Annotated in this window: 19 protein-coding genes; all 19 read right to left on the bottom strand. The window is 46.7% G+C overall.

Going from position 1 to position 18,262, the window contains the following annotated elements:
• Position 1: 1 nt before the first annotated feature.
• The 19 genes from ACRC32_RS12350 to ACRC32_RS12260 all read right to left on the bottom strand — a co-directional run bounded on the left by ACRC32_RS12350 (position 2) and on the right by ACRC32_RS12260 (position 17,991).
• Positions 2-403, bottom strand: a complete 402-nt coding sequence (locus ACRC32_RS12350; RefSeq protein ID WP_438554239.1) for a hypothetical protein — start codon at positions 401-403, stop codon at positions 2-4.
• 93 nt (positions 404-496) lie between these two features.
• On the bottom strand, positions 497-6,346 hold the full coding sequence (locus ACRC32_RS12345) for a phage tail tape measure protein (RefSeq protein WP_438554238.1): 5,850 nt from the start codon (positions 6,344-6,346) through the stop codon (positions 497-499).
• Entirely contained in the window at positions 6,346-6,609 is a 264-nt protein-coding gene (locus ACRC32_RS12340) for a hypothetical protein (protein ID WP_438554237.1), read from the bottom strand. The genes ACRC32_RS12345 and ACRC32_RS12340 overlap by 1 nt, the downstream gene beginning before the upstream one ends.
• Before the next feature lie 50 nt (positions 6,610-6,659).
• Positions 6,660-7,136 (bottom strand): hypothetical protein, encoded by a 477-nt coding sequence (locus tag ACRC32_RS12335; protein WP_438554236.1) that lies wholly within the window; start codon positions 7,134-7,136, stop codon positions 6,660-6,662.
• A 5-nt stretch (positions 7,137-7,141) separates the two neighbouring features.
• The gene (locus tag ACRC32_RS12330) at positions 7,142-7,558 is read right to left on the bottom strand and encodes a hypothetical protein (RefSeq protein ID WP_438554235.1); all 417 of its coding nucleotides are present in this window, start codon (positions 7,556-7,558) and stop codon (positions 7,142-7,144) included.
• On the bottom strand, positions 7,551-7,925 hold the full coding sequence (locus ACRC32_RS12325) for a hypothetical protein (RefSeq protein WP_438554234.1): 375 nt from the start codon (positions 7,923-7,925) through the stop codon (positions 7,551-7,553). Before ACRC32_RS12325 ends, ACRC32_RS12330 begins: the two co-directional genes overlap by 8 nt.
• A 112-nt stretch (positions 7,926-8,037) precedes the next feature.
• Positions 8,038-8,883, bottom strand: coding sequence for a hypothetical protein (locus tag ACRC32_RS12320; protein ID WP_438554233.1), 846 nt, complete (start codon positions 8,881-8,883; stop codon positions 8,038-8,040).
• 48 nt (positions 8,884-8,931) lie between these two features.
• Positions 8,932-9,432, bottom strand: a complete 501-nt coding sequence (locus tag ACRC32_RS12315) for a hypothetical protein (RefSeq protein ID WP_438554232.1) — start codon at positions 9,430-9,432, stop codon at positions 8,932-8,934.
• Positions 9,429-9,608 carry a hypothetical protein gene (locus ACRC32_RS12310; protein WP_438554231.1) on the bottom strand — a complete coding sequence of 60 codons (180 nt, stop codon included), beginning with the start codon at positions 9,606-9,608 and terminating at the stop codon, positions 9,429-9,431. Before ACRC32_RS12310 ends, ACRC32_RS12315 begins: the two co-directional genes overlap by 4 nt.
• Before the next feature lie 2 nt (positions 9,609-9,610).
• Positions 9,611-10,267, bottom strand: a complete 657-nt coding sequence (locus ACRC32_RS12305) for a hypothetical protein (protein WP_438554230.1) — start codon at positions 10,265-10,267, stop codon at positions 9,611-9,613.
• Between the two features lie 5 nt (positions 10,268-10,272).
• The gene (locus tag ACRC32_RS12300) at positions 10,273-11,289 is read right to left on the bottom strand and encodes a hypothetical protein (RefSeq protein WP_438554229.1); all 1,017 of its coding nucleotides are present in this window, start codon (positions 11,287-11,289) and stop codon (positions 10,273-10,275) included.
• Between the two features lie 65 nt (positions 11,290-11,354).
• Complete coding sequence (locus tag ACRC32_RS12295; protein ID WP_438554228.1) at positions 11,355-11,864, bottom strand: hypothetical protein; 510 nt, start codon at positions 11,862-11,864, stop codon at positions 11,355-11,357.
• Positions 11,833-12,240 (bottom strand): hypothetical protein, encoded by a 408-nt coding sequence (locus ACRC32_RS12290; RefSeq protein WP_438554227.1) that lies wholly within the window; start codon positions 12,238-12,240, stop codon positions 11,833-11,835. Before ACRC32_RS12290 ends, ACRC32_RS12295 begins: the two co-directional genes overlap by 32 nt.
• 6 nt (positions 12,241-12,246) lie before the next feature.
• A complete protein-coding gene (locus ACRC32_RS12285) occupies positions 12,247-13,731 on the bottom strand; it encodes a hypothetical protein (RefSeq protein ID WP_438554226.1) in 1,485 nt (494 codons plus the stop codon).
• A 1-nt stretch (position 13,732) separates the two neighbouring features.
• On the bottom strand, positions 13,733-14,404 hold the full coding sequence (locus ACRC32_RS12280; RefSeq protein ID WP_438554225.1) for a hypothetical protein: 672 nt from the start codon (positions 14,402-14,404) through the stop codon (positions 13,733-13,735).
• A 110-nt stretch (positions 14,405-14,514) separates the two neighbouring features.
• Positions 14,515-15,687, bottom strand: a complete 1,173-nt coding sequence (locus ACRC32_RS12275) for a hypothetical protein (RefSeq protein WP_438554224.1) — start codon at positions 15,685-15,687, stop codon at positions 14,515-14,517.
• A 21-nt stretch (positions 15,688-15,708) separates the two neighbouring features.
• Complete coding sequence (locus tag ACRC32_RS12270) at positions 15,709-16,617, bottom strand: hypothetical protein (protein WP_438554223.1); 909 nt, start codon at positions 16,615-16,617, stop codon at positions 15,709-15,711.
• Between the two features lie 4 nt (positions 16,618-16,621).
• Positions 16,622-17,431, bottom strand: a complete 810-nt coding sequence (locus ACRC32_RS12265) for a hypothetical protein (RefSeq protein ID WP_438554222.1) — start codon at positions 17,429-17,431, stop codon at positions 16,622-16,624.
• Positions 17,432-17,481: 50 nt separating this feature from the next.
• Positions 17,482-17,991 (bottom strand): hypothetical protein, encoded by a 510-nt coding sequence (locus ACRC32_RS12260; protein ID WP_438554221.1) that lies wholly within the window; start codon positions 17,989-17,991, stop codon positions 17,482-17,484.
• Positions 17,992-18,262: the final 271 nt, after the last annotated feature.

The following is an 18,262-nucleotide window of genomic DNA, read 5'->3' as shown; positions in this document are numbered from 1 at the left end:
CCTAGATCGATGCCGTCGTAACGTCGGTCAAGCACGTAACCTGGAAGCTGTTGTAGTTGTTGGAGTTTCCGCCGACTTGAATCGTGCCACCATCTTGATAAGAGAACGGAACACACTTCGCACTGCGGTACGTGAACATCCCTGCACCAGCCGGATTCGACAAATCAATTTGACCCAAAGCAAGCGACTCTGCGTTGGTATTGCAGATATCAATAATTTCTTGAGCTTTTGCTTCGTTAATACCCCGCAAGTCAAACGTGTAGGTCCGAAGCTGGATGTTGATAGTCGTCACAAAGTCCCCGGTAATCACCGGAGGACTTGCCAAAGATACCGCTCCTTGGCTGATCGCGTCTGGAGCTACAGGAACTCCAAACACTTTCTGATATTTGATATTTAATGCCATTACTGATGAATCTAGTAAGTAGATTAAGTCGGAATAGTAGTTCGAATAGTAGTTCGTCTTTCTACTAACATCATAGCAGTTTCAATAATTGCCTTAGTTACCTCTCGTGAGTTGCAGTACCTTCTCCGATAGTTGGGACATGGAGTTATTTACCAGAGGTCCGACTTGTTGACGAACGATCGCGGGAAGATTATCGATCGCTCCAGTTCCTCCTCGATTATCGATGTTCATTTGCAGCGTGATTTGCGGCTGAATCACCGTACTACTTCCGCCTGATGCAGAAGTCGTCGGTAAATTTCCAGGGGACATAGATTGTCGCTGAGCGGCTTGAATTTGAGCAACCGACGATCGCATGTCTTCTCGTGCTGTTTGACCATTCGTTAGATACTGGGTTACTCCTTGATCAACGATTTGAGCGGCTGTTCTCTGTCTAGGCTTGAACGCGGATTCTAAGTCGAACGGATTAAAGCGCTCTTGCTTTGGTTCGGAAAGTCCTGCTTTCTTGAGGGTGTCCAGTGTTTTTAGCATTGGATTCAACTCCTCCATTGACCCAACGTTAAAGTCTTGACGCTTCATAGATTTAAGTGCTTTTTCAGAATCTCTAAGCGATTCGATCATTAAGTCTGCGGTCGCACCTGTTCCACCTTGGGTCGCTTGTAGTCTTCGATTTGCAGAATCTGCGTCCGCTCGCTTCAACTTATCTTGGGTTTCTTGCTGAACCGTCGCAAGCTGTTCATCAATTAATCCTCGTTTAGCGGAGTTCAGAGCTTGGGATTGCTTGATGACATCCGGGATTTTCCCGATTCGGTCTTGAACCTCCGCCGTTTTTGAAAACGTAGCTTGCTGTCCCTGGGACACAGAGAGCAAGTCCGAGAGTAACTGAGTCTGGGTCAGTGCGTTTTCTAACGACTGTCCTTCAAGTTCAAGCTGCTGCCTCTGGACCGAGAGATCGATAACCTCTTTTTTTCCTTCTGTCACGATCTGAGACTTCTGAAGCTTCGTATCGTCCTTAATCTGCTGAACTTCTAAGCGTTTTTGCAGCGCTGCTGCACCGGGGTTGTTTGCTCCAAAGAATCCAATAACCGACGATTGTAAGGAGTTTCGAGACTTGTTGTTTTCAGCCGTATTGTTCACTCGACGCTGATTGAGATCGATCGCGCCTTTGAATAAGTCAGATTGTTTGGAAAGGGTTTCCCCAATCGCTTGAAACTTCTCGTTAACTGCACTCACTCGGTTGGTGAAGATCTGAAGCCGCGCATTTGCCGCTTCTAGTGCGGTCTGCTCTTTAATGCGGGTGCGATCGATGTTCCCTTCTTCTTGTGCGCTGCTGAGCTTATCTCCGGCATCTCGCTTGGTTTTTTGGAGTGCGTCGATCGTGGCTTTATCCGCACCGGATTTTTTCGCATTTTCTAGCGCGATGCTGGCATCCCTAAAGATGCCTTCCATTGTTTCGAGGGTTACGTCAAGCTGCTTTAGCGCCTTATCTTTTCGAGTGGAAATCTCTCCAAGCGGATCGCTTGCTTCAAATCCGCTCGATTGGATATCTGCACCGATCGAATTAAACGCAGACCCTAGAAACGAAAGTCCTTTGACAGTACTTCCGATATTTTGAGTAGCATTCCCGATCGCTTGGCTGAACTTTACAATCTTCTCTCTTGATGCGAATTCTTCATTGACTTTTGCAATGTTGAGTTCGATCACTTTGTCTAGATTTGCAAATCTCTGTTTGACATCGCTCAGAACCTTAGCGAAATTCAGCTCCTCTTTCGCACCTTTTAGTGCTTTTTTATCTTCATCTGCAACTTTCTTTGCGTCTGCAATCTTTTCGCCTTTCCCTTTGGTTAATCTAGCGTCCGTTTGTTGTTTCGTGATCTTTGCATCTCCGTCCGCTTTTGTTTGTTGCTTTGCATCCCCTTCTGCTTTTCGAAGCGCTGCTTTTCGTTCCTCTTCTTTCTGAGTGAAAATATCTCTCGCTTTGAATGAGTCAACATTATCCTGTTGACGAGTTGTATTGTTAAGTTGAGTTGCTGCCTTATTCGCTACTTCTCCAAAAGGTAATGCAAGCGTAGCAATCTCTACCGCACGATCTTTGAGTGAAGGCTGGTTATTCTGGGATTGTTTTGACAACACTTCTTTAACGGACTCTCGGTCTCCCTTGAATGATCCGTCTGCGGTAAACAGGTTCTGTCGAATCGCTTGCTGTCCCGATCCAAACTTATTCCCCGATCGTTCTAGCGCGGAAGTAATTCGTGCTTGTTCATCTTGCGAGAACTTCGAAGCAGTTGCATTTGCCGCTTCGATCGATGCTTTTTTCGTGGCGTCAATAACGCTTGCATTACTTGTTTCGGTTGCAGGCGGTTTAGGTGCAGTCGCCTGAGTCGATGGGATTCCGGTCCCCGATCCGGTAGAAGAGAGTCGTTCAATATCCGCTTGCGATCGCTTGGATTTTTGCTGTAAGGATTTAACTCCCTCTTCTTTGCGGATGATGTCTTCTCGGCTAGAAATCTCGATCTGCTTCTGAGAGATCTGAAGCTGCTTTTCTGCTTCGGAGACTTTCGCTTTTGCGAGTGAGATCGACATCATATCGAACTCGTTCTGCTGGGAAAACAAGCTGACCATTCCGGTTCGAACACTCAGAAGCTGCTCCTCTAACGTCAGCATCTGCTTCTTGGAAGACAGCTCCTGCTTAATTCGATTCTCAGCACTGTTTTGTGCGCGTTTCGACTCAAGCTGCTCGATTTGTGCGGTTATCTCCAGTTGCCTTGCAAGGGGGGTAGAAGAGGCGTTAAGCTCCTCATTGAGTGCTTTTACCTGAGCGTCAATACTTTCGGTCTGAGCCTTGAATTTGGCACCGGAGAGAGCCGCATTGTCTAACCCCAGCGACTGCGCTCCGTCATACGTGGACGTTCGAGCCGTTTCCTTGGTCTGGGACTGCTGAACCACCCCATCCGTAATTTTCTTGTTAAGTCCGTTGAACGCAGCTCTGAGCGCTGGATCACTTTCCAGCGCATTTGCAAGTCCTTGTGGATCAACTTTTGCAAGTTCACTTTCAAGCTGTTTTCGGAGATCTAGTGCGGCTGATGGATTTAGATCAACCGAGGTTTCGATCGAAGCGATTCCAGCTTTTAATGAAGAGTTAAAGGAAGCAAGCTTCGCGCTTGCTTTTGCAGGATCTCCGTTTGCACCCGATACCGCACCTTGTAGATTTTCAGCGATACCTTTAATTTGAGCTTCAACCGCTTGTCGGGATTGATCGTCTACTTTGAGCGCGATCGGAACCGGGGAACCTCCTCGCGATCGAAAGAGTTTCAGTTGGTTTGCGAACAACGCTTGTTCTTTTTGGCTTTCTAGGGACTTGTTTTCTAGTTCTGCTTTTCTTTCTAGCGCTTTTAGCTCTGCTTGAAGTCCTTCTAAAACTTCCGGTTTTCCTCCTCCTTTCTCTTTCTCGCTTGTAATCCTTTGTTTTTGGATATCAATATCTGCTTTGTTTTTTGCAATCTCCTGATCGTAGGCGGAGGTTAAAACCTTCTGGTCCTCTCCGCTCAGCTCGACCCCTGCATCTAGTTTTGCCTGTACTTTTTTTTGTTCAGGGGTGTTGTCTAGAACTCCTCTTGATCCGTTCTGCGTTGCTTCCTTGACGCTTGCTCGAATCAACTCTTGCCGTTTAGCGAGTTCTTCTTGGATCGTTGCGTTTTGGGAGGCTGCTCCGGTTACACTGTTCCAATACCCCCCGATTCGAGTTAGCGACTCCGCGTATACATCAAGATAAATATTTCCGGTCTCTAGTTTTGCGTTAAACTCGTCTAGTTCTGCCAAGGACGCTTTTAATCCAGAAACCCCCTCCAAGGAACTAAGCGAGTCCTTCATCTCCTGAAGTTCCGGGATTGCTTTTTTATCGATATTCTTTGCAAGGGTATCGACCCACCCGGACGCGATCGCTAACCCTCCTGCGGCAGCTACTCCCCCGACTCCTAGAAACCCGATCGTTTTTGCCGTTTCTTTGAAAAAGGATGTAGCGACCGATCCACCTGCTTTTAACGCTTTCCCAGCAGCCGCTTTTGGAGTGAGGCGATCGGGATCATCTGTGGACAGTTTTTCGGCTTGACGTGCGGCTTTCTTCTCAACTCTGCGCTGCTGACGCTCCTCGATAGAAAGTGTGGATAGGGTCTTGACCTCCGAATAAAACTGCTTGGCTTCGACGCGGGCTTTAGCAAAAGCGTCAATCAATCCATCTCTCAGTCTATCCCCGACTTCTTGAGCTTGACGTTTTAGAAAATCAGTAAAGGATTCTCCAGGTTTCTTGAGGCTTAGAATCTCTTCTGCGATTCCGCCAAACTTATCTTTGATTTTGACAAACCCTTTTCCGAGGACTGCAAAGAACGCAGTCGGAGCAACAACTGAGAACACAGTTCCAGCAAATCCGACAACCGCAGATACTTTGCTTTGAATTCCGTTTAAGGTTCCCAGCACCCCACCAAACGCGGAAGCGGACGCGCTACTAAATTTATTGAGGACACCTGTGGAGTTTTCTAGCTGTCCTAATACGTCGGTTTTAAGAGATGCACCAAAATCTTCGACAACGGCTTGTGATTTATTAAACGCTTGGTCGAAGGCACCTGTTAGCGTTTTTCCTCTATTCTCTGCTTCCTCGTTAAATGCTCCGGTATCGACGTTAGAAATTCTAGATTTAGCGGAGCTGAGATTTTCGTCTCCCGCACCGATGATTAAGGTTGTAAATTCTTGGCTTGTTTCCTGACCAAAAATCTGTTTGATTTTCGCGAGTTCTCCGTTTGTCGCTTTTTTGATGTCTTGAATAACTCCTTGAAGTCCCTTCTCTCGGAGAACCTGAGCATTCAATTGAATAGGCTTTCCAGCCTCATCCGTAAACTGCGCTAACGCCGCCGCTGCTTCAGGAGATACACTAACAACCTCCCCTAAGAAAGCAGATAGTCGCTCAGCGGCTGCGTTCGCAGTAATACCTTGTGTGGTTAGTACAGCAAGAGATGCAGTAATGTCTTCAAAGCTGACTCCTAGCTGCCGACCCTGTGACGCTAGTCCACCAATCTCAGGGGTAAGCTGATCCAGGGTTAAGAGACCGACTTTTGTAGTTTCAAACAACTGGGCTGCACGACGCTCTGCGGTTGATGCGTCTTCCCCTAGCGCACGAAGCGATCGCACGATCGCATTGGTTGATCCACCGACATCACCAAAACCTGCTTGAGCCAGGTTAATACTGGACTTACCGACTTGCTTGTTACTTTTTGAATCGGTAAAACCTGCGGACGCAATATCATACTGTGCATTTAGAAGCTCAACCGATCCGAGTGCATTTTTCGTCTCCTTCTGGAGCGATCGCATGGACTTAATATTTTTGTCCAGTGCGTCAATACTTCGTTCGTTGCCTGAGACTGTGATCGTAGAAAGTCTGTATGCGGCTTGCTCTACCTCTGCGAACGAGCTAACGGCTCGACCGCTCCACTTACTAAAACTACTATTGTCAAAAACGACTTCTAGCGCTCCACTTATTTTGCTAAGTGTATTTGTTCCGGTTCGCTCTAGAAGATCAAAGTTATCTGCTAGTTTTCGACTTCCTTGAATTGATTCTGCAAAATCAAGGGATTTGCTAACCCCGCTAAATTTTTTCCAGGCAGTAGACGCCGCATCCGCTATCGTCACTAGCGATCCTACTTTGAATGCAGCTTCGCCGATCCCTGAAACAACCTGTACAACACCTAGACCAGACTTTCCTAATGCCCCAAACGATCCTGTAAGCTTATCGGAAAAAGATGCAGTACTTTTTAGCTGCGTTGAAAGTTCTCCGAACCCTTTAGCAATGCTTTTAGTTCCTGTAACCGCTTCAGCGATGTCTTTATCTAATTCCCAGAACGATTTACTAACTAGGCTGAGACCTTTCTGGATTTCGTTCGTAAACGAGTTCGACATTATTCTAGGGATACTTTAGATTTTTCGTAAATATCTCGAAGATCTAGCAGCTCCTCTATTTCGACCCAGGCTATTTTATTGGAAGCGGTGCGATCGAGGTACGTGTTGAAGACGTGATTTTCTGCTGCCTGAATTCGATCCTCTGAACTCATTCTACCATCGGAGCTTAAGTCCAAGAGTTCCCGGCACTGCCAGTAGTCGATCGATCGGTATAGTTCAATTCCATTTTCTGGAAACGCACACAAAAGAGAGTTCAGCAGCATCGTTTGCGGCGTGAACTCTCTGGTTTTGAGTCGGTGATAGTAGAGCTTAGTTAGTCGCTCTTTTTCTTCGACTCTTGCTCCCTCTTCTCTTCCAGGTACTTGTTGAACAGCGTCTGGAACGGAAAAAAATGCAACCTGCTGATTTTTGAAGGAGTTACATCGGTGAACTCTCTTTCTTCTTCATCAAAACTCCCGTTAAAGAACAATGTCACTAGCTGTTCCCAGTTGTCTTGAATGTCCGTAAACTGAAGATACTGAGGCTCCCCAGAGGAGGATTTCCCAACGATTGGAAGCATTCCGCACATTGAAGAGAGTTGAGAGCGAACATCCTCGTTCGCGATCATCGTACCCAACATCCCATTTGCTTCGACATACTTTTGAAGCAGTCGATCCTGTAGTTCCAGCAAGGTATCTAGTTCGCTTACGGCTACACGCGCCACTTGAACGGACGATCCATTATCTAACGTTACGGTTAGGGTTTTATAAACAGGTTTGTTTTGGTACGTCTTTTTAGCAGGGTCTGCCATAGTTATTAGTCTGTAACGATCTCGATTGGGTTCAGCTCACGTCTAAGAGCAATCATCGCGTCTGAGACTTCTTCGATCGACATGTTCATCGCCACATCTTGATTCACATAGTCGTAAATCCCTTTATAGCCTCCAACTTCTTGTCTAACTTCTTCTTTTCTTAAGTACTGGATATACAACGTATCGATCGTGTACTCCATCGATAAAAGATATAGAAAGATAGAATGCGGGGAGTTTAAGGCAAGGAATGAATCTGTGTAGGACGAAACATGGAACTCAAAACGGCTTTTCGTGCTCTTAGATTCATCCTCGATTGTACCATGTACTGATAGCGGAGCGGGATACACGAACACATCCCCTTCAATCGTGGTTACGAATGCATTACTAACCGCCAAGTATCGCTTTGAAAAAATATCAATCACGATCGTCGCGAAGAGAGGGAGGATTCTCAGGACTAATCGAATACCGAGGCTTCTGACTAATATTGTAAACCCCTGCGGCAGCAGCAAGTCCTTGAACAATTAAGTCCGCGTTTCGACCCAGCAGCTCTTCTCGCTTCTTTGCATCGATCCCGTAAAATAAAACAGCCGCAGCCGACATCATGATGATTAGAGTGCGTAACTTTCTAACATCTTCACTCAGTGCCGCAATCGCAAGCTGGGTTTGCGTATTGACTTTTTCTAGTAAATTAACTATTTCTTCTTTATCTTGTTCATCGATCGCTTCCATTCCATCCAAAGTCTTTGCAATGTCTTGAAGCTCATGCCGGATGTCAGGAGTATCCACCATATACGCGCTTAATATTTTCTATAGATTCACCTTACCATAAAAGCTCCGTAGTTAATTCTACGGAGCGTTGAAAAGGAGTTGTACGAAGCCCCTAAATTATACCAAAATTGAACTATGCGCGAGGAACCCGGATATCCGTTAGCCAGGTGTCTGCATCAATCCCAAACGTTCCGATCGAGACATAGTTCTGAGTAGCTGGATTCAATCCACTACCTCCTGTTACATCTGCGATCAGTAGTTTTCCGCTGGGGGTCGCAACACCAACTCCGACCGTTAGCCGTGATCCGGTTGTGTTTGAGAGGGGTTGAATCCGTAGAATCCCCATCACAGCCTCTCGTACACCGCTGACGATCGTAACGGCTGTTTGAGCGGCACCTGTCGCCACAGTCGTATCAATATCAATCTCGTTAGCATCTGCGGTTGCCGTTGAAAGACGAACAGCCGTTACTCGAACGACGGGTTTAATCGTTACGTTTTTAATAGCAGGGGTTCCTGCCAGCAGCGGCTTGCTGAGATAGATAGTCCGTGCCGCATAATCAATGCGATCGACGACGGTATCAGCATCAACATCAGCGCTAGCAAGTACTGCATCCCCTGCTCGAATATCAAGGATTCGGGAGGTCGGACTATCGGGATAGCTGATGATTTTCGTGCCGCTTGCGAGATAGCAGTCTTGCAGGACGACCGAAGGCTTGACCGTTAACGATCCGGTTGAAAGCTCACTGACAACATCCCCGACCCGAACCGTATCAAACGCACCTGCGGTAGATGCTTTCAGTTTAGACTGTCCGCCGACTGCGATCGCGTTTGGAGATCCGATCGGAACAGCAGCGGAATCGTTCACAACCATTGGAACGTAGTAATCACTGCCAGAAGCCGTAGGAACACCCATCGAGACTTCAATAGCGGTAGATTGAATTGCGACCGCTAAAGGTCGCTTAATGATGACAGTTGCCATGTAGCGTTTGTTAAAACTTTAATACTTATCTCAAATATAACACGCACACTATACGTAGCAGGTATCACTAAGATGCGTCATAATCGCCGCGTCAATCGTGGCGTATTTGTAAACTGTGTTTTCCGGTGATAAAAACGTTTCGTAGGTTACTCTAAGTCCATTTGTCCAATCTAATTGGAATTTTGGAGCGTCTTCGAAAGCGGCATTCGATAGATTTCGGACGAGTTCTTTCACAACAAATCTCGACACGTCCGGGACTTTTTGTTTAACCGTGAAGGCAAGTCCATACGCGATCGTTAATGATGTTGCGGAGAATGGCTGATTGTCCTTGACGAGTTCCGAGACGGCATAGACCTTTAGAACAGGATAGTCAATTAACGGGATTGCAATGTCGTTCCAGGTTCGGTAGCTCTTGATGATTTGCCGATTGGGAAGTGCAGTAACGTTTTCGAATGTTTTGTTTGTTTCATTAAACAAATACTTTGCCACGATCGACGTGTCGTGATCTTGAAAATCAAAATCGTTTGGGAACTGGGGACGTTCGATCATGGAGTGTATCCGGTCTTAGTAATTTTCGAGAAACCCATTGCAGACGTACCGCGATCGACTAGCTCCGTTGTTCTTTTTGCTCCTGACACTGGAGGTACTGTTTTCTGAGCAAGCTGTGGAACTGTCTTTTTAAGTGCATCCAGAATTAAGGATTCAAACTCTTTCTTAAAGTCCATATCTACCAGAAATTGATATCATCGGACATCGTTTTGCGTCTTGGACGAATTCTGACGTGATTGATCACATCTATGTCGTCATCTTTCTTTTCCATCTTCCCAGCCGTGTAGAAACTTGGCTGGACGTTACCATTCAACTTAAAGAGATCGGTATCCGATACACTGTCTCCGTCGTAGTCGTACCCGATAAAGGATTTTAGCTTTTCCCCTGGAAGGATAATGGCTTTATTCGCCATTTGCTGACGAGTTTCGTCGTTTTGGATCTGATTCGAGGAGGCGGTCGAGTCCGGGATAAAAATCCCTAGTCCATTGAACAGGCTTTGAAAACTATTCAAAGCCTGCATCCGCATAATTGATCCAAATGTGTCTGTACTATCCGTAGATTCTGAAACAGTCGGAAAATACGTTAGATATACTTCCGATATGATCAGCTTTTCTACTATTCCACTGAGAAACGAATGCTCTTGCTTCAAGGGAAGCTCGTAGATCATCGATAAATAAATATCAATAAACTCTTCTTGCTCCTCTGCAAGGATTCGAATTAAGTCGGTTCCGATCCGGGTTTCTGTAACTCCGGTAATCCCGGAGTCTGTAATATCGACAACCGTGATTCGTCCAGCTAGTTTTCGCGTAATCGCGTCGATTCGAGCGTAACGCATTAAATCTATCCTCTTAAGAATCCGTACCAGTTCCGCAATTCTCGTCCCGTAGAAGTTGCTGTGTTAATCCAGCCTCTACCTTCTCTGGCTTTTGATACGATGTCGTTCGAGGTCGATCGGATATTTCCAGGTTCGTCCTGTTCTTCGTGCTCTCGTTTCCATGCTTCGAACTCTAGTCGTCTTTTTCGTTCCAGCTCTTGAGGGGTTAGTTTAGGGGTTGAAAAATCTGCGTAAAGCCGAACGGGAGACGAATAGCTCGATCGCTCCTTTTCAGCCTTAGTTTGCGAATCTAGGTACATTTTTCCCCCGATTCCTGCGGTAGCTAGCCCTGCTAGCGTTGCAGCCGGAAATCGAATATCAGTATTGGGTTTAGATCCAGCTTTCTTACTAGACGATTTTTCGGGTTTGACAGCAGGCTGATCGGAAGAAGGTTGTTTTGCAGGTTCTGAGGTGGGCTTAGCTGAACTCGTAGACACTGCTTTTGGTTTTTGATCGATGATTCGAGGAGGCTCGACTTCTCTTCTTATAGCCAAGGGAGAATCAGGTCGAGCAGCTTTTGAACGTTCTTTTACGGATGAGTCAGTCATTCTAGGAAGGACTTCATCGTTAACGATATTGACTCCTTTTCCGTTCCCGCCTTTTGTTTTATGGAGTTGACCTTCTGGACCCATCGGGTAATGCTCTAGGACAGTTGCATTCCTAGCTCGACGTTCGTACAAGGCTTTTCTATCGGTTAGCGGTTTTACGTCTTGTCCTGCTAGGATCTTCTCATCTAGTGACGAGGCTTTCTTAAACGCTTTATCTCCTAACTGCCTTAGTTTTTGCTTGTTAATTCTGAAATGTTTAGGGGATTGATAGCCGAAATCCCCTAGATCGATAGAATAAGCGTAGTCCGATCGCTCTGCGGTTGTAAACGTCCGCTGTTTCGACATGCTAGGACTAATCCGCTTTACCGTCCCGGCACGTTCAATCTTGGGTCCCACTTGACCCATGAAGTTAAACTGCGGAACTCCTTGCTTCATTCGTTTCCCTTGCTGGACCAAGGTATTCCCCGGAATCATTTGGGGAAGCACGCCTTTGTATGGCATTAGATAAACCTAAGATTATTAGTATTGTTAACCGGGACCGAGTATTCAAAATCGATCGGAGTGACATCTTCCCATTTTCGACCTTTCGACAACGGAACTCGTCGGTTTAGATCGTGGTATCCATCGAACCGCTGCTCTGATCGAAGCGTAACGACCTTCGTTGCGATCGCTTTTCCAATAGATTTAATAGCTTTCAATGCCTCGATCGACGCAGAGTTAATCTTAAGTCGATCGATCTTGACTTCTTGAACCGCAGGCGTGATTCGGACGACATATCCCCCGTTATCCAATCCTTGCAAAACAAACGGCTCAGACCGAATATCGCTTGGGACGGGTTTCGGCTTAACGGTTTCTGGCACATCCGAGCCTGTCGTAACGATCGATCGCGATCTTGCGTAAGCGAGATCGATCATCCCTTCTTCGTAGTTTCCGGCTTGGACAATCTCTCCGGTTTGAGAAACAAAAGGAACATGAACTTTATACAGCATTGGTTTCAGATTGAGGGACATAAGCGGCTCGTCCTGCGTTTTCTAGCTCACGGAGTTTTGCTTCTCTGTCAAGTGACCAGGCTTCCACGGAATCTCCTAGCATTGAGAGCAGAGGTGCGAGTCCTTGAAGTCCTTTTCCAACGGCTGCAATACTTGGAAATAGGGTTTTGTACTCGTCAGGGATAACAATGAACTTCAGCAGCTCTGCAAGCTGGTTTTCTTGCAGTGTGTATGGACTGGAGATTGCATCGACGGTAACCGCTCCGCTTTGGCAAGCCGTAACCGTTTCTCGAAAAAACTGAGCGGATCGAGGCTGATCATAGTAGGAGTAAATACAAATCGCTGCTGTTCGTTCTGTTCGTGAAACAATCGGATCGATCGGTAGCTTTTTTGCCATAGTAATTTACAGATGCGTTAGTCTAAAATAAACGGTTGATTCTATCACCAGAATACCAGGAACATTGACCTTGACGTAGTTATAGCGCCAGTTCACAAAATCTGCTATCGGAATAAACGCAACGGTAGGGGTGTGAACTACAGAAGTTTTCGTGTTGTTGGCAGTTGCTGGAAAAGGGGTGAGTGGATAAAGTGCGTTATATACACTATTGGTTGAAGCCCATAGAATTTGAGCATCCCAGTGATTTGTCGTGTTTATAGCTGCTCCGTTTAGGTAGAAAAAGTGCTCTACCCGTTCGGCGATAATCCCAGACGCGGTTGATCGTACAACACCGGAATTTGGAAACCAGTTCGTTACGGTGGCTGAGACGCTAGAGCTAAACAAGGTCGAGGAGTACAGCTTTTTGGAGCACCAGCGCGTTCCGTTCCAGAACCAATCCTCGACAGGTTTTCCTGGAGCCGTGTATTCTAACCACTCGTCATATAGTGCAGGAGTAGCCGGAGCAGTAGGGCTAATCGATCGAAGGTGGGTTGTAGAGAGTCCAGAAACCTTGGTTTCAAATGTATACGGGTCGCCACGCAACACTAGTTTGTTCGTAACCGTAGATCCGCCAATTTGAGCGTCCCCTCTAACCCCTAACCCTCCAGACGATATAATCGAACCTGTAGATGGATTAATGGCGGAATCAAGTCCGGTCGCATACATTGTTCGAAAGGATGCAGATGGAGCCTGAAGTGACGATCCTCCGTTATCGATACGCTGCCCAACGATTACCCGTTGGGATTGTCCAGTAGAAAGGTTATATCCAAGATGAAGGGTAGGAACGGTGGTATGAAGTCCGATCAGTCCGGGAATACTATCCGCGATCGACAAGGAGGCTCCTGGAGATCCAAACTGCGCAATGGTCCCACCGACCACAGCCGTATTAACGTTCAGTAAGCTAAAACGTCCCGTGGAGGGAGTTGTTGCACCTATCACGGTCCCGTTGATAGTACCCCCTGTAATAGCCACGCTGTTTGCGTTTTGACTGGCGATTGTTCCGAGAGCACCGACAGATGCCGGAGATCCAAGTACCGTCCAATACCCAGAAGAATAGAAAAACATCACCGATCGGTGCGGATTCACCACTACCGATTCACTATGGTGGATTGTACTGAGGGGGACAGTTGAAGTTGTCGCGATCGTAATGACAAAGTTTCCGGTATTGGCAATAATGAGAAATTGTCCCGGTTTTGTAAAAAGAGAAGGGGTTGCGACCGCTAGAAAATCAGGTGCATTAATTGTTAAAGCCGATGTTGTATATAAATTCCAAACAATATCTCGACTATTATGATCATACTCAATCCTAAAGCTTGCGTCGATCGCAACGTTAGGGGATACGACATCCTTTCCAGGGATTGAGTTCGTATGAATAACCCCGTCTAACAAAGACGCTGAAATCGGTGCAAGTGATTCTATCGTAACGTTTTCAGGTGGATAGTAAAATCCCATGCTAAGCTCCTTCGTAAGCGACATACCGGGAGATCGGCTGATCAACTACAGCCGCCGCGACCGCTACTATAGCGATCGGACAAAACCTGCCTGATTCAAACACTAAAGAACCTTTCGGCTCGATAACTAGTTTTGAAGCTTCGAAATCACTAGTTCGATCTGTAAACCCAACACACATCGGATAATCCCTATCCTGGTTTTGGATAATAAGATATTTTCGGTTAGGATTTGGATCAAATATAACCTGTGGACCAGTTTGCTCTAACGATCCTTGTGAGCTTCCCATTAAGCCGATAGAAGATAGAGACGCTAAGGCATCTAGCTTCTGGGATATTTGATTTAAGGTGGCAGGAAGCTGATCAAGCTTCGTAAGAATGTTAGCTGAAGTGACTTTCCCAGCTGCAACATCGGTCTGGATGTTGTTTGTGTGGCTTTGAATGTTGGTTAGATGATTGTTTATTAATACTGGAGCAATAACCTCGTTCAGGGTTGTGGCAAGCACAGATCCTGTCAAAGATCCGCCTGTTCCAGTACTTGGAGAATGTGCTAGGCTGATTTGAGCTGCTTGAGCACGTAGCGTCATCAACTGCTGCATTTGGATAAAAGTCGAACAGCTGTTGATCTTGTTATCAAGCCAGTCGATATAGCCTGAAAGCTTTACTGGATCTAGCATGTATATGCGTATATCTATTTACTATAAGTATACCGTGAGTTAGATTGCTATAAGAAAGGGCTTCTTTGATAGAAGCCCTGTAGTTGCTAACTTAATTGTTTAGCTAGCGTCTAGAATTCAAAGTCAGCGAGATTTTGTGCTTGCTCCAGAGCAGAGTTGTCCGTCATCTTGCGCGAGAAACCTTGTTTTGCGATCGACGGAGCCGTTACAATCATCATCGAGACCGTGCTGGAGATATCCAGCGGCGGTTCTTTTGATTTTTCGTAAGTGCGTTGGTAGATTCCTGCTTTTCCGCCATTTTCAAGTGTTCCCCCCAGAACTCGCTGAGCCATGCCTTTTTTAAGGAATGCCACACGGGTAGGATCAAGAAAACGGGTAGGAATATTACTTCCCGTGTTGTCACCGTCTAGCTGGAAGTGATCATCCACAGACACGATCGGCGGCAAGAACCGACGACCCAGAACATCATTCAACTGTTCGATCGAAACCGTACCCGTCATGCTCGTACCACCTACCAGCAAGGAAGATACGACCGCTTCACGAGTTGACTTCTGGCGCAGCAAGCACTGAATCAACTGTTCCGACATTGCGATCTCGTCAGCCGCAAATCCGTTGTCGTACTTATAGGCATAGTGCATTTCTACCAAGTCTTGAATTCCGTTTGCGGTTTCAAACTCAGTCCAACGACGAGCACCTGTAAGCTGCGATGGGAAGTGATTGTATCGAGCGGTCAATGCAGGCTTCCAGTCTAGATTGATGTTCAATCCAGTTCGGGAATCGCTATACTGCATTGCACCCGTCTGAATCACTTGCCAAGCCAGGTAGTCCAGCAAGTTCACATGACCTCGAACCAGAGCAGTCAGCGTTCCAAAGATCAGCTCAGCCAAGGAGTTATCTTGACCGACTTGAATCTTTCCTTCACCGACCGAGATGTTCTGGATCGTAATTCCACGAGCTTTTGCAAACTCGTTAACTTCCTTCAAGCGCCACTGCAAATCTTCGTTCCATTCGTGCTTCAATGCAGCCTTGAACAGACGAGATTCAATTTGACGGAACTTACCTTTCTGAGTCGAGGGATATTCCTGACCCGTAGAAACGAGCGATGCGATCGGATCGATTTGCTCGGTGACATACGCCAACCAATCACGACCGTCTTTTGTGGACATGGGAACGTACTTATCCAGTACGCGGGAGCGTTCCTTGAGTTTTGTCAGGGTGTTATCTACCACTAACTCTGCCGTCCGGGACTCCCGCTGTCCTTTCAGCCAAGATTCAATATACATTTATATAGTTCGTCCTAATAGTTAACTAGCGCGATAGAAACTACGGTTAATCCGCAGATCGCTCAGTTCTCGCTTGATTTGTCGATCGCAGTACGGAAGATTCTTTTCGTACACTCCATCTGCTTCGCAAATCGGCGCGTAGTGACGAATTGGTTCGTCCGTAAAGTCCATCGCGATCGGAGCAATCCCAAGAAGTCGATCAACCCGCAACCCGATCCGAGATCCAACCGGAGCCGCAAAGGCTGCGTTCGCGTTCAGCGTAATAACTCGGTTGCCTGATACTGTGTCTTGAACAATGGAGTTGATCGTACCGAGCGGAACAATACAGGCTCCAAGATATCCCGGATCGGTGGTGATCACATTCATTCGTGCAGTACCGCTAGAGCACGAGACATTCAACGCATAGGAATCATTCGCCTGTAGAATTAGCGTCGTTCCCTGAGCCGTAACCTTCACGCCTGGGATGCTATAAGTCGGGATCGGACCATCCCCAGAAATACTTACTGGACCCCCGGACGCAATCAAGGTCGCAAGTGTTGCCGCAGAGGCAGCGGTTGCCGTATAGGAGTAGGTCACCGCATCGATGGCGATCGTGAAGACATCTCCGGCTGCGATCGTTCCGTCCAGCGTGATTTTGGCATACCCAGTGACCTGAGTTAGCGTATCACCGACTTTGAACGATTGAGTCGATCCAGTCAACTCAACGAGCGGACTCGTAGGAAGGATAGCAGTGGCAGCAGAACCACGAGGTAGAAACCGAATTTCGTTATCGATTTCTGCCAAGAACGATCCTTCAGGAACGCTTTTCCGTCCTTTCAAATCAGGCAGGATGTCGCGATCGGACAGGTTAACACCAAACGGGGTGCGGGTCTGATTTTGTCCGTACAAAATCGGTTTCCCGTTGTCGAAATCTTTGATCTTTAGATACATTTAGTTAGCTCCCGAAAATCGCATCAATGTCAGCCGAAACCATCGTGTCGAGAGACGCTGAGAAGCTTGCGATCGCAACATCCTCATCGGTGATCGCGTGATCGCGGAACTCGACAAAATCCGATGCGTCCGATAGCATTCCGAGTGCATATTGAGTTGCAAACAGCATGGTGGGGACATCCACGCCGTTATTTGCAGCAACGCTCTGGAATTGCGCTAAACGACTTGCATCGTCTGAGAAGTTGCCGATCAGCATCGACTTAATCGAGGGAGGCATAGCGCCTGCATCGACATAGCGCTGTGCATGTTGATCAAGCGATCGCAACTCACCGTTCAATGCGCTGTAAGCTTGGAAATCTGCTAGCTGTGCTTCTACCGCAGAAACGCGGGATGCGGCTTGCTGCGCTGCAAACTCTGCACGATAGGACGGATTGTAATGGTATCCATAACTAGCAGCACCTTCTCCGCCTTCACCCAGCTCACCACCTTCAGCAGCACCTGCTTCAAGTTCGGCTTCGTTTGCATCAATCTCTTCGATCAATGCGTTGCGATCGGCTTCGTCAACTTCGGTAGCTGTCTGGATGATGACTTCGAGATCATCCTCATCAGCATCCGGGAATGCTTCGATAATGTCGGATAGAAGCTGCTCATCTTCGATAATCGTGTCACCTTGGATGATGGCAACAATCTCTTCTTCTCCGAGTCCTGTTGATTGCATTAAGCCTTCTACGCCTGCATCGATATCACCTTGATACTGTGATTCGATCAAATCCAGGAGTAGTTCACCAAATGCATTGGTTGGGTTAAATTCCACTTATTGTTGTTCTCCTATAGTTCCTTTTAGTCGTTCAAATGAACAAAGGATTACATTTCTTGTTCAGGGTTCAACGCACGATAGCCTGCGTAACCAGCCGCACCGAGTCCAGCCAATCCCGCCGCTGCACCTACACCTAAAGCACCTCGACCAATATTTCGTTGAGTTTGGGTCAGAGCCTGATTCCCTACAGCACGACCCTGTGCAATAGCTTGCCGTCTAAGCAAAGCAGCAGTTTTTTGATCGGCTAGTGATCTACCTGCGCCCATAGTAATGTTGCTGTATTCTGGATTCTGCATAGCATTTCGCATTCCAGAACGCTTTGCTTTGTTGTAGATACCATCTCCGTAGGAAGCACCTTCTTTAGCAAACGGATTCCAACCCTGCTTCATCCCGGTCGCTTTTTGACCGATCTTCATAGCCATATCATCAACAGCACCCATAGCACTTCCGTAAGCGCCTTTCAAAGAGCTTCGAATGCCAAAGTTCGCAACGTTACGAACATCCGAGTAGTAGTTAGCTAAAGCTACGGAGCTGGAAAATCGATATCCTCGATTCATTAAATATCTCCCGATCTATAGGCGATCGTTTATAGTTATACTCGTAACAATACAAGGGTCTAGTTAGACCCTTGCTCTAAATACTCATAATTTGCATACAGTCTGAATAGTTTTCTGCTTAGCGCCTTTAATCCAACCTATACAGTTCGTTGTCATATGCAGTCATAAAACTGTCCGTTGCTTTTCTATCTTTTTTTCTAGACGATCTAATATCGTCGGAATGTTTTACAACACCTGATCGGCGTGATTGTTTTGATTGGTGTTTTGACGT

Origin of the sequence: Chroococcidiopsis sp., from assembly GCF_051657925.1 — a bacterium.
Classification (GTDB): Bacteria; Cyanobacteriota; Cyanobacteriia; order Cyanobacteriales; family Chroococcidiopsidaceae; genus Chroococcidiopsis.
Note: the sequence above shows the minus strand (reverse complement) of the source record. Positions and strands in the feature narration are given on the sequence as shown.

Excerpts from the sequence above, each read along its gene's own strand:
- ACRC32_RS12270 (WP_438554223.1), bottom strand. The coding sequence starts at position 16,617 with ATGTATCTAAAGATCAAAGATTTCGACAACGGGAAACCGATTTTGTAC.
- ACRC32_RS12290 (WP_438554227.1), bottom strand. The coding sequence starts at position 12,240 with ATGGCAAAAAAGCTACCGATCGATCCGATTGTTTCACGAACAGAACGA.
- ACRC32_RS12305 (WP_438554230.1), bottom strand. The coding sequence starts at position 10,267 with ATGCGTTACGCTCGAATCGACGCGATTACGCGAAAACTAGCTGGACGA.
- ACRC32_RS12310 (WP_438554231.1), bottom strand. The coding sequence starts at position 9,608 with ATGGACTTTAAGAAAGAGTTTGAATCCTTAATTCTGGATGCACTTAAA.
- ACRC32_RS12325 (WP_438554234.1), bottom strand. The coding sequence starts at position 7,925 with ATGGTGGATACTCCTGACATCCGGCATGAGCTTCAAGACATTGCAAAG.
- ACRC32_RS12285 (WP_438554226.1), bottom strand. The coding sequence starts at position 13,731 with ATGGGATTTTACTATCCACCTGAAAACGTTACGATAGAATCACTTGCA.
- ACRC32_RS12345 (WP_438554238.1), bottom strand. The coding sequence starts at position 6,346 with ATGTCGAACTCGTTTACGAACGAAATCCAGAAAGGTCTCAGCCTAGTT.
- ACRC32_RS12350 (WP_438554239.1), bottom strand. The coding sequence starts at position 403 with ATGGCATTAAATATCAAATATCAGAAAGTGTTTGGAGTTCCTGTAGCT.
- ACRC32_RS12280 (WP_438554225.1), bottom strand. The coding sequence starts at position 14,404 with ATGCTAGATCCAGTAAAGCTTTCAGGCTATATCGACTGGCTTGATAAC.
- ACRC32_RS12300 (WP_438554229.1), bottom strand. The coding sequence starts at position 11,289 with ATGAAGCAAGGAGTTCCGCAGTTTAACTTCATGGGTCAAGTGGGACCC.
- ACRC32_RS12320 (WP_438554233.1), bottom strand. The coding sequence starts at position 8,883 with ATGGCAACTGTCATCATTAAGCGACCTTTAGCGGTCGCAATTCAATCT.
- ACRC32_RS12260 (WP_438554221.1), bottom strand. The coding sequence starts at position 17,991 with ATGAATCGAGGATATCGATTTTCCAGCTCCGTAGCTTTAGCTAACTAC.
- ACRC32_RS12275 (WP_438554224.1), bottom strand. The coding sequence starts at position 15,687 with ATGTATATTGAATCTTGGCTGAAAGGACAGCGGGAGTCCCGGACGGCA.
- ACRC32_RS12295 (WP_438554228.1), bottom strand. The coding sequence starts at position 11,864 with ATGTCCCTCAATCTGAAACCAATGCTGTATAAAGTTCATGTTCCTTTT.
- ACRC32_RS12315 (WP_438554232.1), bottom strand. The coding sequence starts at position 9,432 with ATGATCGAACGTCCCCAGTTCCCAAACGATTTTGATTTTCAAGATCAC.
- ACRC32_RS12335 (WP_438554236.1), bottom strand. The coding sequence starts at position 7,136 with ATGGCAGACCCTGCTAAAAAGACGTACCAAAACAAACCTGTTTATAAA.
- ACRC32_RS12340 (WP_438554237.1), bottom strand. The coding sequence starts at position 6,609 with ATGCTGCTGAACTCTCTTTTGTGTGCGTTTCCAGAAAATGGAATTGAA.